Genomic DNA, 12,511 nt, shown 5'->3' with positions numbered 1-12,511 from the left:
CGCCGCTAACCTGTCCCCGAAGGAACAGATCCGCTCGACTTGCATGTATTAGGCACGCCGCCAGCGTTCGTCCTGAGCCAGGATCAAACTCTCCAAAAAGGTTCGTTCGATATAGCTCATTCATTACACTTGGCTGTGTTTGTTGTTACTACTCGTTGTTCAGTTTTCAAGGAGCTAACTTGAAGTTACTTGCTTACTCTCACCGTCGCTCTCGCGGCCGGAAGACTAATATACCATGTTGATCGTGTGATTGCAAGACATCATGTTTTGCCAATTTTGACCGAATGGTGAACATGATAATCTCTTTACCGACCAATCCCGACCGGATCGGACCGGCGGAAGAACAATTTATCATAAATGCCTACCGTCATGCAAGTAACAGGTTTCCCCAATGGAGGGGAACCTTATGCATTCATCTACTCCTCATTTGCTTAAACGCCCATTCTAAACGAAATAGCCCGAAGCAGCACCTTCTGCCGCCCGGGCTAACCCAAACTCTATACATCCCGACAACTCGCTCTTCACGCCCTACAAGCCCTTACCTCGCGTTCTCCGTAGACTTGTTCGCCTGCCGCTTCATCAAGAGCCGGCGATACCGGTCCCGATGTCTCTTCGCCAGATCCAAGGCTTCCCCCAGGCTCTCCGCTTCCAGCTTGCCCGTCGGCGAATCCTTCGACTGCAGGAACATCATCCGGCCTTCTACTTCAATCATAGGAAACCACGCGGTACACGCAGTCAAGTCCTCCATGCAAGCTCCCTTGAAATAGGCCCGCTCCTTGGCCCCGATCCGATCCCCGATTACCATTGGATACCGCCTCCGACGTATATACCTTCCCACGATTCCTTATCTATTATTATAAGAAGTGTCCGTTCAAAAGTCAGGGTGATAAAATATCACCCCTCCGAAACGGAATGCCGTGCGAGTGAGAATCCGCTCGATTTCATGCGAATTTCGAAGATAATTCTTGATTATCCCCCTTTATTTAAATTTTCTGAATATTGAAACTTATAAACGGTGATGGTATGATGAACTTGTCCAGATGAAACCGATTACCTAGCTGGACAATATGGTGGAAGAGGTGATTCCGTTGGGTTAGAGCAAGGCGAAGCCGGATATTGATACAGGGAAATACGATCATATCCCTTGTACTTGCCGGCGGGGACTAGAGCTGGAGAGGCCAAGAAATCGAAGGAGCCATGTACAATTGAATAGAGTGGTTGAAAGACAGGGGATGCCGGTTATCAGCGGATAAGCGGATCCCCTTTGTTCTGCTATTCGAGCCCTAGCCAACCATGGACCAAGCCGGAATCTCCACCTGGGATCTCCACTTCAACTCATAGGATTGCACGCACAAAAATACCGGGCCACCCGCCGACGGGACGGACCAATGGGTAAGATCGTTCAGAATCGACCGCGGCAGCTCATAAGCCGTTTGCCGAAGTGAAGCGATTCCCGACTCCCGCTCTTCACTGGAGTTGATCGTCAGACGGATCTCCCCCGCCACCATATACTTCCCGCTGTAGCCGGACCATAGCGCGTCCTCCCAATCGATGGCATGAACGGCTTCCACACGGAACCAGCAAGGCTTCCCATCCCTGTCGATCATCTTCACCTTCAACAACCGGATGCTCTCATCTGACAGTTGAGTCCTTGCCCTCAGAACGGCTTCGCTCTTGCCGCCGGCATACACCAGCATCGATACCCGCGCCGCAATCTCCGCATACAAACCTTGTTCCTTCATGTCCATCCGTAAGGTTGCCTCCCGTATTATGTAGTCATGTCCCTTTACAGCGCCATTGTACCGGAACGGACTTGAAATGTGTGTCGCTTCTCCTCTGTCCCCCCTTGTCTTTGTTTATGTCAATCTGTCGGAAAACAAAGAAGACCTTCGCCCCTTATCGGAACAAAGGTCAAAATATTAAGAGCTCAACTAATAAGCACGATCCTTCCTTCTTGCTGCGAGTACGCTCCATCCCACAAAAATCAATCCAACGGCTGTCAAATCGTAGGCCACGTCCCATACCGGCTCGTTCCAGCCAGGCCGGACATGATGAAGCCCCAAGATATGATGGTTCAGGAGCCCCTCCGCCAGATTGAAGAAGCCGGCTCCCATCAAGAGCCCGCCCCAGAACATAGCCTCGCTTCCTCGCCTATAGTCCGACCTCCACAGCACCCACGCTCCTGCAAAAAGAAGCATCGTCGCCAGCAGATGGAGATAGCCGTCGCTCTGGATCTGATGAAACCGGTCCGTCTGCATCACGGTACTGTGCCACTGCAGGAGCTGGTGGAACAGGATGCCGTCCAGCATGGCGATGATTCCCATGCCCAAGAGAAAGGCTCCGATCCCGGTATGCCGGGTCAGCGTCATCGGGTGTCACTCCCATCGGTATCGATAAGTTGTTTCATCCCATTATCGACGCTTTTTTCAGCCCGTATACCGCGATGTGCCACTAATCGAACCAGCCCTTGCGCTTGAACCACAGATACATCGCGGCTCCGATCAGGAACATGCCGCCTAGAACCGTATAATAGCCCCACTTCCACCCAAGCTCCGGCATGTGGGCGAAGTTCATCCCATAGATCCCCGCGATGAAGGTCAGCGGCATGAAGATCGTGGTGATGACCGTCAGCGTCTTCATGATCGTGTTCATCCGGTTGGAGGTGAACGCCGTATAGCTGTCGCGAAGGTCCGCCGTCATCTCACGGAGCGAATCGATCATCTCCGTCAGCTTCAAGAGATGGTCGTGAATGTCGGAGAAGTAGGCGTGATGCTGCTTCAGGCCTTCGATTTTCTCCGTGTTCAGGATCCGGTACAGCAGATCCCTCATGGGCGTTACGGTCCGCCGCAGCTTCAATAGCTCGGAGCGGATCTCGAAGATCTCATCCATCGTCTTGTCGACCGACCGCTTCATTCCGATGGTATCCTCCGCTGCCAGCACCTGATCCTCCATGTCCTCGACACCGGGGAAATACCGGTCCACCATCTTATCCATCAAGAGATAAGCGGCATAGATATGACCTGCGTGTGGAACCTTCCTCATGGATACGAGCTTCCGCCAGGCATCCTCCACCTCCTGGGACGGCTCCAGATGGACCGTCACCATCACGTGCCCCGCCAGGAACATATCGATCTCCCGTACCTCTCGGGTCGCCGGATCCATGCCGTGCAGCACGAAAAAATGGCTGTCCTCATAATGGTCCAGCTTGGGCCGCTGAAGCAGATGAAAGCAGTCCTCCACCGCCAGCGGGTGGAAGCCGAACACATGCTGCAGCAGGTCTCCATCCTTCTCTTCGGGCTGGCTGAAGTCGGCCCAGCACCACTTGAATCCGTCGCCGTGGACGGATTCAAGCGGCACATCCTCCACGATCTTTCCGTTCAGCGTTTCCCCCATGATACGAAGCATGCGTCAACCGCCCCTTGACGAAGATTCTCCGGAGCCGCTCCGGAGTCCGTACAGCTCTTCAATATACCTTGCCGCTTCCCGTTCATTCAGAGGAAGCCGCCCAGGCGGAATCCCCCGTGCCAGCAGGAAGGGCCTCGCCACCTTCGGCATATGGAGGTGGGCTTCCTCCACCCACCGGGGGTCGGCCAGCAGCTCCGGTCCGCCGGCGGCCAACAGCCGCCCCTCCTTCAGGAGGAGCACCTGGTCGGCCCATTCCGCAGCGAAGTCTACGTCGTGGGTGGTGACGAGCACGGTTTTGCCCATGCGGTGGAGAAGCTCCAGGAGAGCGGCCAGATCGTCCTTGCCTCTGGGGTCCAGGTAGGCCATGGGCTCGTCTAATACGATGATATCCGGCTGCATAGCCAATACCCCCGCCACCGCGACCCGCTTCTTCTGCCCGTAGCTGAGATGATACGGCGCCCGGTCCTTGTGCTCCAGCATGCCCACGGCATCCAGTGCCCGGGCGCTGCGCTCTGCGATCTCGGAGGCGGGAAGCCCCATATTGGCGGGGCCGAAGATGACGTCCTCCCACACGGTAGACGCGAAAACCTGGTCGTCCGGATTCTGGAACACGACGCCCACCTTCGTGCGGATCTGCCGGACGCTCTTCTTGCCGACAGCTTCGCCCATAATGCGGACGCTGCCGGCCTGCGGCAGGAACAAGCCGTTCAGATGCTGCACCAGCGTAGACTTGCCGGCGCCGTTAGGCCCCAGCATGGCAGTCTTGGAGCCGGCGGGTATGGCGAAGCTTACGTCATGAAGTGCGGGTGTCGCATCCGGATACCGGTGCGACAGATGCTCGACGAGGATGGCCTCCATCCCGCTCCCTCCCTTCTTGATATAGCTTGCGGCGGCTTCCGGGGCCAGAGCGGCTTCCGGCACGGGCGGCGCATCCGGGTGGAAGCCGCGGGCCAGCATGGACTGGTGGATCCGCTCGCTTCGCTCCAGCGTCCGCTCCAGCAGTACGCCCAGGAGCCGCCCCATGCGCCGGTAAGAGCGGACATCGGTCCAGCTCCGTGCCCGAAGCCCCCGTGCCTGCTGGGCGGTCAGCATCGTGACCGCCTCCTCCGACAATACGGTGATATAGCGCAGGGTAAAGCCGATCATATCCGTGAAGGGGCCGGGCAGCCGCAGACGGCGAAGCGTCCGGAGCAGCTGCGGCACCGGTGTGGTCCCCAGAATATACGTGATGGCCAGATTGGCCAGGACCAGCTTCAGCAGAAGCAGCCCGGCCAAGCCCCACGTGCCGGAGCCGGAGGCCAGCGGCAGCATCACCACCGCCGCGAGAGCGAACGGTACGGCCAGCAGCAGACGAAGCAGCACATACCCGAAGCCCATTCCGGACCCTATAACGACAAAGAGGACGGGCGCCCCGCAGAGCGCCACGTCCACATAACCGCGAAGCGAGGAAAAAACCGCGATCAAGACCAGCATGGAGCCGACCCGCCACCCGTCGTGGCGGATGATCTTGCGTCTGGCGGCGCCCCGTGAATCGTCCAGTCTTCCGTGTTGCAGCATGGGACGTCCGCTCCTTTGCTTCTCTATGATTAGATATCCTTCGTGCCGCGGCTCTTCTTGCCCAAGGTGCGGAACAAGAGTATAGCCGCCCCGAAGGTCAGCGCAACACCGGCTAAGCCCGCCGCTCCTACTGCCAGGGAAGGCGAGCCGCCGGCCCCCTTCCACTCATAACCAGACAGGGGAGTCGTCCAGGCGGCTTCCCGCTCCTCCGAGAGGAAGCCATGGTCCTCCGCCACCCGCTCCAGGCCGTCGGGCTTGGAGGAAGCATAAGGGGAGAGGAAGCCGGCGATCAGTACCGCAGCCAAGAGACCGGTCCAGAGCAATTTCTGATGGCTCTTCATCCTTGCGCCTCCTTCCCGGAAGGAACCAGCAGCGTACTGCTCCTGCGTTCCCTGAAGTAGGTCACGACGCCGACCGTGATGATCCCCTCGCCCAAGCCGATCAAAGCATGCCATCCCAGCATCGCCTTCAGGGCGACGGAGAGACCCACCGTGCCCGATACAGCCAGCTCCAGCGCAGCGGCGGCAGCAGAAGCTTCGACGGCCAGCCAGGCGGCGGCGAAGCTTCCGACCGTGCGGACCAGCTTGTGCCGTGAGATGCCGAACAAGCGATAGACACCGTACCCCGTTAAGGACGCGATCAGGCCCATATTGAATATATTGGCGCCCAGCGCCGTGATTCCCCCATCCTGGAAGATGAGAGCTTGTATCGTGACCACCGTCGCCATCACCAGCATGCCCACCCAGGGGCCGAAGAGAATGGACGCCAGCGCGGCCCCTCCGAGATGGCCGGAGGTCCCCCCGGCAACCGGGAAATTAATCATCTGGGAAGCAAAAATAAAGGCCGATACCATGCCGATCATCGGCACCTTGGCCGTATAATCCTCATCCCTGCGGATCTTGCGAAGGGCTGTTCCGATGCCTGCAGCTGAGACCACGCTCAGCGTAATCCATGTCTTGGGATCCAGGAACCCGTCCGGTATATGCAAGCTCCACACCTCCTGTCCGGTATTGGCCCGGCGTGTCTGTCATCGTTTTTGATTTTACCATGAATGGCATCATGAGCCAACACGAAAGCCGTCTCCAACGATCGGAAACGGCTTCGGGCTTCTTCTATTCGTCTGCATGGTCCCCGATAAGGGAGACCACCTGCTTCTTCAGCTTCAGGAAAGCGTCCGAGTCCTTGGCGTGAGCCTGGCTTCGCAGGCTGCACGGAATGGCCACCGTCTGCTTGATGCGTCCCGGATGGGCCTGCATGATGTAGACCCGCTGGGACAGGAAGATGGCCTCCTCGATATCGTGGGTGATGAAGACCACCGTGGTCTTCTCCTTCTCCCAGATGTCGAGCAGAAGCTCCTGCATGGAGTGCTTGGTCTGCGGGTCCAGGGCGCCGAAGGGCTCATCCATCAAGAGCACCTTGGGATTGTTCGCCAGCGCCCGGGCAATGGCCACCCGCTGCTTCATGCCGCCGGATAGCTCCTTCGGATAGGAATTGGCGAACTTGTTCAGCTTGACGAGCTCCATGAAGCGTTCGGAGATCCGTCTTTTCTCGAACAGAGGGATTCCTTGGAGCGTCAATCCGAACTCGATGTTCTGGCGGACCGTCAGCCAGGGGAACAGCGTGTAGGATTGGAACACCATCCCCCGGTCCGCGCCGGGCCCCTCGATGTCCTTGCCTCCGATCTTCAGCGTCCCCGAGCTCATCTCCTCCAGACCCGCGATGATACGGAGCAAGGTGGATTTGCCGCAGCCCGACGGACCGACGAAGCTGACGAACTCATTGTCCCGCACGTCGAAGGAAATGTTGTCGAGCGCGAGCGTGGAACGCTTTTTGCCCTCGTAGTACTTGACGATGCCGCTGCCTTCAATCTTCACCGGCGCTTGCCCCGCGTCCGGCTCTTGGGATCTGACGATGCTGAGCATGGTTATCTGGCCCCCTCCACCCAATGGAATAACCGCTTGTGGAGCATGGCGAACGCCCGGTCCGTCAGGAGACCCAGGAGTCCGATGACGATAATCCCCACGAAGATCACATCCGTATTCAGAAAACGCTGGGCCTTCATGATCGCGAAGCCCAATCCGTTATTGGCGGCGACCAGCTCCGCCACCACCAGATAGGTCCAAGCCCACCCGATGACCAGCCGCAGGGTGTTCATCAGATCCGGCAGCAGGGCCGGAAGCAGCACCCGGTCGATGACCTGGCGCCGCTTGGCGCCCAACGTGTAGGAGACCTGCAGAAGCTCGTTGCTCACGCTTCGGGTGTTGTCGGCCACCATCAGCACCAGCTGGAAGAAGCAGCCGACGAAGATCACCGCGATCTTGGCCGATTCTCCGATGCCCGCCCACACCATGATGAGCGGCACGAAAGCCGTCGCCGGCATATACCGGATGAACTCCGTCGGCGGCACCACCACCGCCTCGGCGATCTTGAAGGTGCCGGCCAGGACGCCCAGCGGAATGCCGATGATACATGCGAGGACGAAGCCCATCGTAACCCGGTACACACTCATTCCGATATGCACCCAGAAGTCATGGCTCGTTATCTGGCGTCCGAACTGCTCCGCCACTTGCAACGGCGTAGGAAGGAAGGTCCGCTCCACCAGGCCGCCGTAGCTCATGCCGGTCCACAGCGCCAGGAAGAGGATGAAGATTCCGGCCACTCCTGCATAATATCCCTTCTTGCTTAGCTCTCCCCGTATTTGGAACAACCGGACCCGTCTCTTCTTCACCGGCGCCGCCTCCCTTGTTTGTGGTTCGGTTACTTGCGCTCCTTGGCCAGCTCTTCTATGAAGTGCCCGTCAACGACATCCTCCAGCTTCGGCAGCGAAGTGAGCATGTCGAGCCCCTTCAGGAATTCCGCCGTCTTCTGCCCCGTGTAGAGCAGGGATGTGAAATCCTCGCCCTTCTTGAAGGCGTTCAGATTATCCTCCAGTTGGAAGATCTTCACGCTGTCCACGCCCGCCTTGTATTCATCGACCGGCGTTTCGGCTGCTTTGGCCATGATCTTGAGCGATTCCTCCGGGTTCTCCTTCCAATAAGCCAAAGCGTCGAACCAGGCGTTCAGGATTTTCTTCACGTCATCCGGACGGTTCGACGTCACCTCTTCCCGGAATACCAGCAGGTCCGGAATAAGTCCCGGCGTATCCTTGGAGGAGAAGAGCAGCTTCCCCTTGCCCTCCTGGATCGCCTTGGACAGGAACGGCTCCCAGAGCACGGCGGCGTCCAGGTTGCCGGCGATGAAGGCAGGCCCCGCATCGTTGACCGTCATGTTGACATAGTTGACATCCTTCTCCTTCAACCCGTTCTTGTCGAGCCCGGTCAGCATCAGCAGATGGTCCACCGTCCCAAGCTCCGTCGCCACTTTCTTGCCCTTCAACTCCTTGACACTTCCAATGCTTGGCTTCGCGACAATGCCGTCGCCGCCTGCGGAGTTGTCGTTCACGAGAACCGCCTTCAGCTTAATCCCCTTGCTGGCGGGTGCCAGCGTATCGGAGAGCGTCTGGCTGTTGGCGTCCACCTTGCCGGTGGCAAGGGCCGACAGCGAATCGCTGTAGACTGGGAACCAGACCAGCTCCACATTAACGCCGTTCTTCTCGAAGAAGCCCTTCTCCTTCACGAGATACCAGACGAACCAGCCCGGCCATGGGGACAGCGCCAGCTTGATAGGCGTATCCTTGCCCTTGGAGGACGAGTTCCCCGAGGCCGTCTCCGACTTGCCGCACCCGGCCAATACCGTCGTGATACTGAGTAAGAGACATAACATCCATACAGCGGTTTTTCTCATTTTCCATTCCCCTCCGATTGTCCAAAAATAAAAAACCCGGAAGAGATATCCTGATCGATATCCTCCCGGGTTTTTGTCCCTCCGTGTACATAAGCGAGATGCTTATGCGTCCTCTCTCGGACCAGCCAATGCCGGAAAAACCGAACATTGCGGAACCCTAGAGGACACTTCGTATGCGATTAAGGCTATTATGACATGGCTTCTCATTCGTGTCAATATACATAACATAAATTATTATATTTATCTAACACATGTACCAAATGACGATTCTATGTTATATTATATTACACAAAGACCAGTCGAAGGAGGCAGCAGTATGATGTCCATTCATTATTTCTTGAACGATTATAAGAAAAATCATGAGGGCCCGATTACTTCCGGCACAGGTCGCCCCATGGGGGATACAACCCTTGCCCTCCGCGCCCGGGCCTTGCTCCGAAAGCTTCGCAGAAAAACTTACGCCTCCTAAAGCCCCCGTCAACGGGTGGCCTTCATCCCCCGGAATACCGCAGCTGCGGATATCCGGGGGTTTTTACTATACGCATGCCGGTTGACGGACGGAAGAAACCATGGTAAGATCTTCACAACTAATACACACTAAACCAATCGGAATTATAGTTATATATGGAGGTGCGTTCCCTATGGAACATCAGCGATTCCTTGAAACCGAGTATGCCAGACTGGCCCTGACCCTTCATTATCCACCTTCTGAGAAGCGGGAGGATACGTATCCCCTCATCGTCATCTGCCACGGCTTCACGGGCAACCGGATCGGCGTGGACCGGCTGTTCGTTCAAGCGGCCCGGAGTCTCTCCGCCGACGGCTTCCTGGTGGTCCGCTTCGACTACGGCGGCTGCGGCGAAAGCACCGGGGACTACGGCACAGGAGGCATGGACCGGCTGGTGGAGGAGACCCGCAGTGTCCTGGATTACGCCCTCCGGCTGGAGGGGGTGGATCTGTCGCGTGTCACGCTGCTGGGCCACAGCTTGGGAGGCGCAGCCGCGGTGCTCACCGCTGCAGCCGACAAGCGGGTGAAGCGGCTGGTCCTGTGGGCTCCGGTCGCCCATCCGCTGGCAGACATCACCCGGATCATCGGACCCCGGGCCCAGCGGCAGGCGTTGACCCACGGAGAGACGGAGTACCTCGGGTACGCCTTGACCGAGCGCTTCATCCGTTCTCTCTCCGACGCCCATCCGCTGCAGGAGGCCCGCAGCATCCGCGGGGACGTACTGGTGATCCACGGCTCCGCCGACGAGGTCATCCCCTCCGAATCGGCCTTCCTGTACCAGAAGGCCTTCTGGCTCCGGAACGACGGCTCCAGTGACAAGGAGATTCTGCTGCAGGCCGATCATTCCTTCACTGGCACCGGCGTCCGCGAGCAGCTCTTCGACGCCACCTCCGCTTGGCTCCGTCGGGTCGATCCACGCAGCGCCGAATGGAATCATTGGATCATCTAAAGGCCCCCCTCGTTAGCGGGCAGGAATTCGCCAGGGTATCGGAGCCGGACGTTCTCCCCCCTCGTCCCCGCCGCCGGAGGCTCCCTGCCCCTGCTTCGGCCGGATCAACAGCAGCGTGACCAGGAATCCCGCCGCGCACACACCAGACAAGGTGAAGAAGACGATCCGGTGGCCGTAAGCCGTCAGCAATGAAACCGCCGGCGGGCCCAAGGACACTCCGATAAAACGCATGCTGCTGTAGAGGGACGTGACGGTCCCTCTTTGTTTTTTGCCGATCCCCTCCGTAATCATCGCATCCAAGCACGGCAGCGCCACTCCGATTCCGATCCCCGCCAGAACCAGAAGCCCCACCAGGAGCCAGATCCCTTCATACAAACCGATGGCGAAGACGCCCCCCGTCAGGAGAAGCATCCCGAAGGTGCTCACCCATTTCATCCGCTTCTTGTTCTCCCCTATGGTCTTGCCCGTGATGAAGGAAGCCGTGCAGAGCGCACCCAGCGGGATAGCCAGAACCCCGCCCTTCCGGATGCCGTCGATGGCGTACACCTCCTCCAGCACATTGGACAAATAGAAGAGCACGCCGAAGATGATGAACATCGAGATGCCACCCACCATGAAAATGGCCGAAAGCCACCGCCCCTTCTGCTTCAGAACGGAGCCGATGGAATGAAGAAAGGAGGAGAGCCGCGGCTTCTCTTCCTCTTCCCCGCTCTGGGGGGCCTTCACCAGAAAGGCTACAAGAAGCAGCGACACCGTACAAAAAACAGGTATGGAAGCAAACGGCGCATACCAGGCAATCAGCGCCAGCGCCGAGCCCAGGACAGGGCTCAGCACTTTGCCGAACGTGTTGGAGGTTTCCACAACGCCCAAGCCCTTGCTGACGTCGCTCTCATTACGGAACATATCGCCCACTAGGGGCAGTACAATGGGAAAAGCTCCTGCGGCTCCGATCCCCTGCAGGAACCGACCCGCCAGAATGATGGCGTATGCCCACGACGGGTTCAGCCAATAGGCCGAGGCGGACAAGGCTCCGCCCAGCCCTGCGAGGATCAGGGACGGGATGATGACGCGCTTGCGCCCGTACCGGTCGGACAGGAAGCCTGCGAGGGGAATCAGCACGATGGCCACCACGGCGTAGACCGTGATGATGAGGCTGACCTGGAAGGTGGTAATGCCCAGCTCCCGGGCCAGCATCGGCAGAACGGGGATGAGCATGGAATTGCCGAGGGTCATGATCAGAGGAATGGAGGCAACGGAAATCAGATCCCACTTTTTCTTCTCCATAGTTGGAAGGACCACCTTTGGCTGATTGATCTTGGGGGAATATGCCTCCGGTGATCCGGTCGGGTCCCGCTTTCCCGTAGTTTGGCTTCAAGCATCCCGTTTATAACCATGCCGGATGTTGCCACCTGTTCCTGGGTAAGACTATTACGGGGACATAGGAATAAAGTTTTTTCAAATTCGTTCATTAAGGTTTATTTACGTTCATATGGAAGTGTGTTATAGTAGTTCCATACCCGATGCGAGCCGCATCCCACTCCGGAGGGAGCCTATGTCCGCCATCAAGCGTCATGAACAAATTTTAGAGATTCTGATTACCGATAAGGAAGCGACGGTAGCCCGCTTAAGCGAGGCGCTCAACGTATCCGGCAAGACGATCCGCGAGGATCTGGAGAAGCTGGAGCAGCAGGGACTCCTGAAGCGGTACCACGGAGGAGCCACTCTTGCTAATGAAGGCTTCGCCGGACTGTTCCCGAATGCGCTGCCCAACAGCAAGAACGAGGACGCCAAGGCCGTAGCCGCCAAGCGGGCTCTGGAGCTGGTGAAGGCCGGCGAGGTCATCGCATTGGACGGCGGCAGCACGACCCTTGCTATGGCGCGGCTTATGGAGAACATGCCGGTAACCGTCATCACCAACGATCTGTTCATCATCGGAGAGCTGGTCCGCAAGGATCAGGTCCGGTTGGTTGTACCGGGAGGCTACCGGAACCGGAATCAGCTGATCAATGAGAACTTCTCATCCATTATCGGGAGCATGAACATTCAGAAGGCGTTCATCTCGACAACAGGCATTAACCCCGAGTACGGGCTGACGGTCTTCACCCAGGCGCTGGTCAGCCAGAAGCGGGCCATCATGCAGGCCGCCGCCGAGAGCTATTGTGTGGCCGACCACACGAAGTTCAATCAGTGCGCCCTGCTCACCTTCGCCAAGCTGGAGGAGGTCGCCGCCATCATTACGGATCCCGGCATTCCCGCCGAAGCCGTACAAGCCTATTCCCAACGAGGGATACAGCTCATCCGCTGATTCC

At 58.0% G+C, this 12,511-nt stretch carries 13 protein-coding genes, 1 rRNA gene and 1 riboswitch; of the genes, 2 read left to right on the top strand and 12 right to left on the bottom strand.

What is annotated here, in order from left to right; all coding sequences use genetic code 11:
• From ACSEXW_RS24245 to ACSEXW_RS24195, 11 genes are all read right to left on the bottom strand, one after another.
• Window positions 1–99, bottom strand: a 16S ribosomal RNA gene (locus ACSEXW_RS24245); the annotation flags it as partial.
• Between the two features lie 439 nt (window positions 100–538).
• Window positions 539–805 carry a hypothetical protein gene (locus ACSEXW_RS24240; RefSeq protein ID WP_438448768.1) on the bottom strand — a complete coding sequence of 89 codons (267 nt, stop codon included), beginning with the start codon at window positions 803–805 and terminating at the stop codon, window positions 539–541.
• Window positions 806–1,283: 478 nt separating this feature from the next.
• Entirely contained in the window at window positions 1,284–1,748 is a 465-nt protein-coding gene (locus ACSEXW_RS24235) for a hypothetical protein (RefSeq protein WP_438448767.1), read from the bottom strand.
• A gap of 183 nt (window positions 1,749–1,931) precedes the next feature.
• On the bottom strand, window positions 1,932–2,369 hold the full coding sequence (locus ACSEXW_RS24230; RefSeq protein WP_438448766.1) for a DUF2243 domain-containing protein: 438 nt from the start codon (window positions 2,367–2,369) through the stop codon (window positions 1,932–1,934).
• Window positions 2,370–2,451: 82 nt separating this feature from the next.
• On the bottom strand, window positions 2,452–3,405 hold the full coding sequence (gene corA / locus ACSEXW_RS24225) for a magnesium/cobalt transporter CorA (protein WP_438448765.1): 954 nt from the start codon (window positions 3,403–3,405) through the stop codon (window positions 2,452–2,454).
• 3 nt (window positions 3,406–3,408) lie between these two features.
• Window positions 3,409–4,962: an ATP-binding cassette domain-containing protein gene (locus tag ACSEXW_RS24220; protein WP_438448764.1), complete on the bottom strand. Its 1,554-nt coding sequence runs from the start codon at window positions 4,960–4,962 to the stop codon at window positions 3,409–3,411.
• Window positions 4,963–4,991: 29 nt separating this feature from the next.
• Window positions 4,992–5,303, bottom strand: coding sequence for a PDGLE domain-containing protein (locus ACSEXW_RS24215; RefSeq protein ID WP_438448763.1), 312 nt, complete (start codon window positions 5,301–5,303; stop codon window positions 4,992–4,994).
• Entirely contained in the window at window positions 5,300–5,950 is a 651-nt protein-coding gene (locus ACSEXW_RS24210) for an energy-coupling factor ABC transporter permease (RefSeq protein WP_438448762.1), read from the bottom strand. The genes ACSEXW_RS24215 and ACSEXW_RS24210 overlap by 4 nt, the downstream gene beginning before the upstream one ends.
• Before the next feature lie 124 nt (window positions 5,951–6,074).
• Window positions 6,075–6,884 carry an ABC transporter ATP-binding protein gene (locus tag ACSEXW_RS24205; RefSeq protein WP_438448761.1) on the bottom strand — a complete coding sequence of 270 codons (810 nt, stop codon included), beginning with the start codon at window positions 6,882–6,884 and terminating at the stop codon, window positions 6,075–6,077.
• A gap of 2 nt (window positions 6,885–6,886) precedes the next feature.
• Window positions 6,887–7,690, bottom strand: a complete 804-nt coding sequence (locus ACSEXW_RS24200; RefSeq protein WP_438448760.1) for an ABC transporter permease — start codon at window positions 7,688–7,690, stop codon at window positions 6,887–6,889.
• Between the two features lie 29 nt (window positions 7,691–7,719).
• Window positions 7,720–8,745, bottom strand: coding sequence for an ABC transporter substrate-binding protein (locus tag ACSEXW_RS24195; RefSeq protein ID WP_438448759.1), 1,026 nt, complete (start codon window positions 8,743–8,745; stop codon window positions 7,720–7,722).
• A gap of 60 nt (window positions 8,746–8,805) precedes the next feature.
• Window positions 8,806–8,917: riboswitch (guanidine-I (ykkC/yxkD leader) on the bottom strand.
• A gap of 469 nt (window positions 8,918–9,386) precedes the next feature.
• On the opposite strand from ACSEXW_RS24195, the gene ACSEXW_RS24190 reads away from it, so the two are divergent.
• Window positions 9,387–10,202 (top strand): alpha/beta hydrolase family protein, encoded by an 816-nt coding sequence (locus ACSEXW_RS24190; RefSeq protein WP_438448758.1) that lies wholly within the window; start codon window positions 9,387–9,389, stop codon window positions 10,200–10,202.
• Between the two features lie 12 nt (window positions 10,203–10,214).
• On the opposite strand, the gene bcbE is transcribed toward ACSEXW_RS24190, so the two are convergent.
• Window positions 10,215–11,486 carry a bacillibactin exporter BcbE gene (bcbE, locus tag ACSEXW_RS24185; RefSeq protein ID WP_438448757.1) on the bottom strand — a complete coding sequence of 424 codons (1,272 nt, stop codon included), beginning with the start codon at window positions 11,484–11,486 and terminating at the stop codon, window positions 10,215–10,217.
• Between the two features lie 268 nt (window positions 11,487–11,754).
• On the opposite strand from bcbE, the gene ACSEXW_RS24180 reads away from it, so the two are divergent.
• On the top strand, window positions 11,755–12,507 hold the full coding sequence (locus ACSEXW_RS24180; RefSeq protein WP_438448756.1) for a DeoR/GlpR family DNA-binding transcription regulator: 753 nt from the start codon (window positions 11,755–11,757) through the stop codon (window positions 12,505–12,507).
• Window positions 12,508–12,511 lie beyond the last annotated feature (4 nt).

It is taken from the genome of Oryzibacillus soli, from assembly GCF_051594765.1.
Lineage (GTDB): Bacteria > Bacillota > Bacilli > Paenibacillales > NBRC-103111 > Paenibacillus_AR.
The sequence above is the reverse complement of the archived record's forward strand: the minus strand, read 5'-3'. Positions and strand labels throughout refer to the sequence as shown.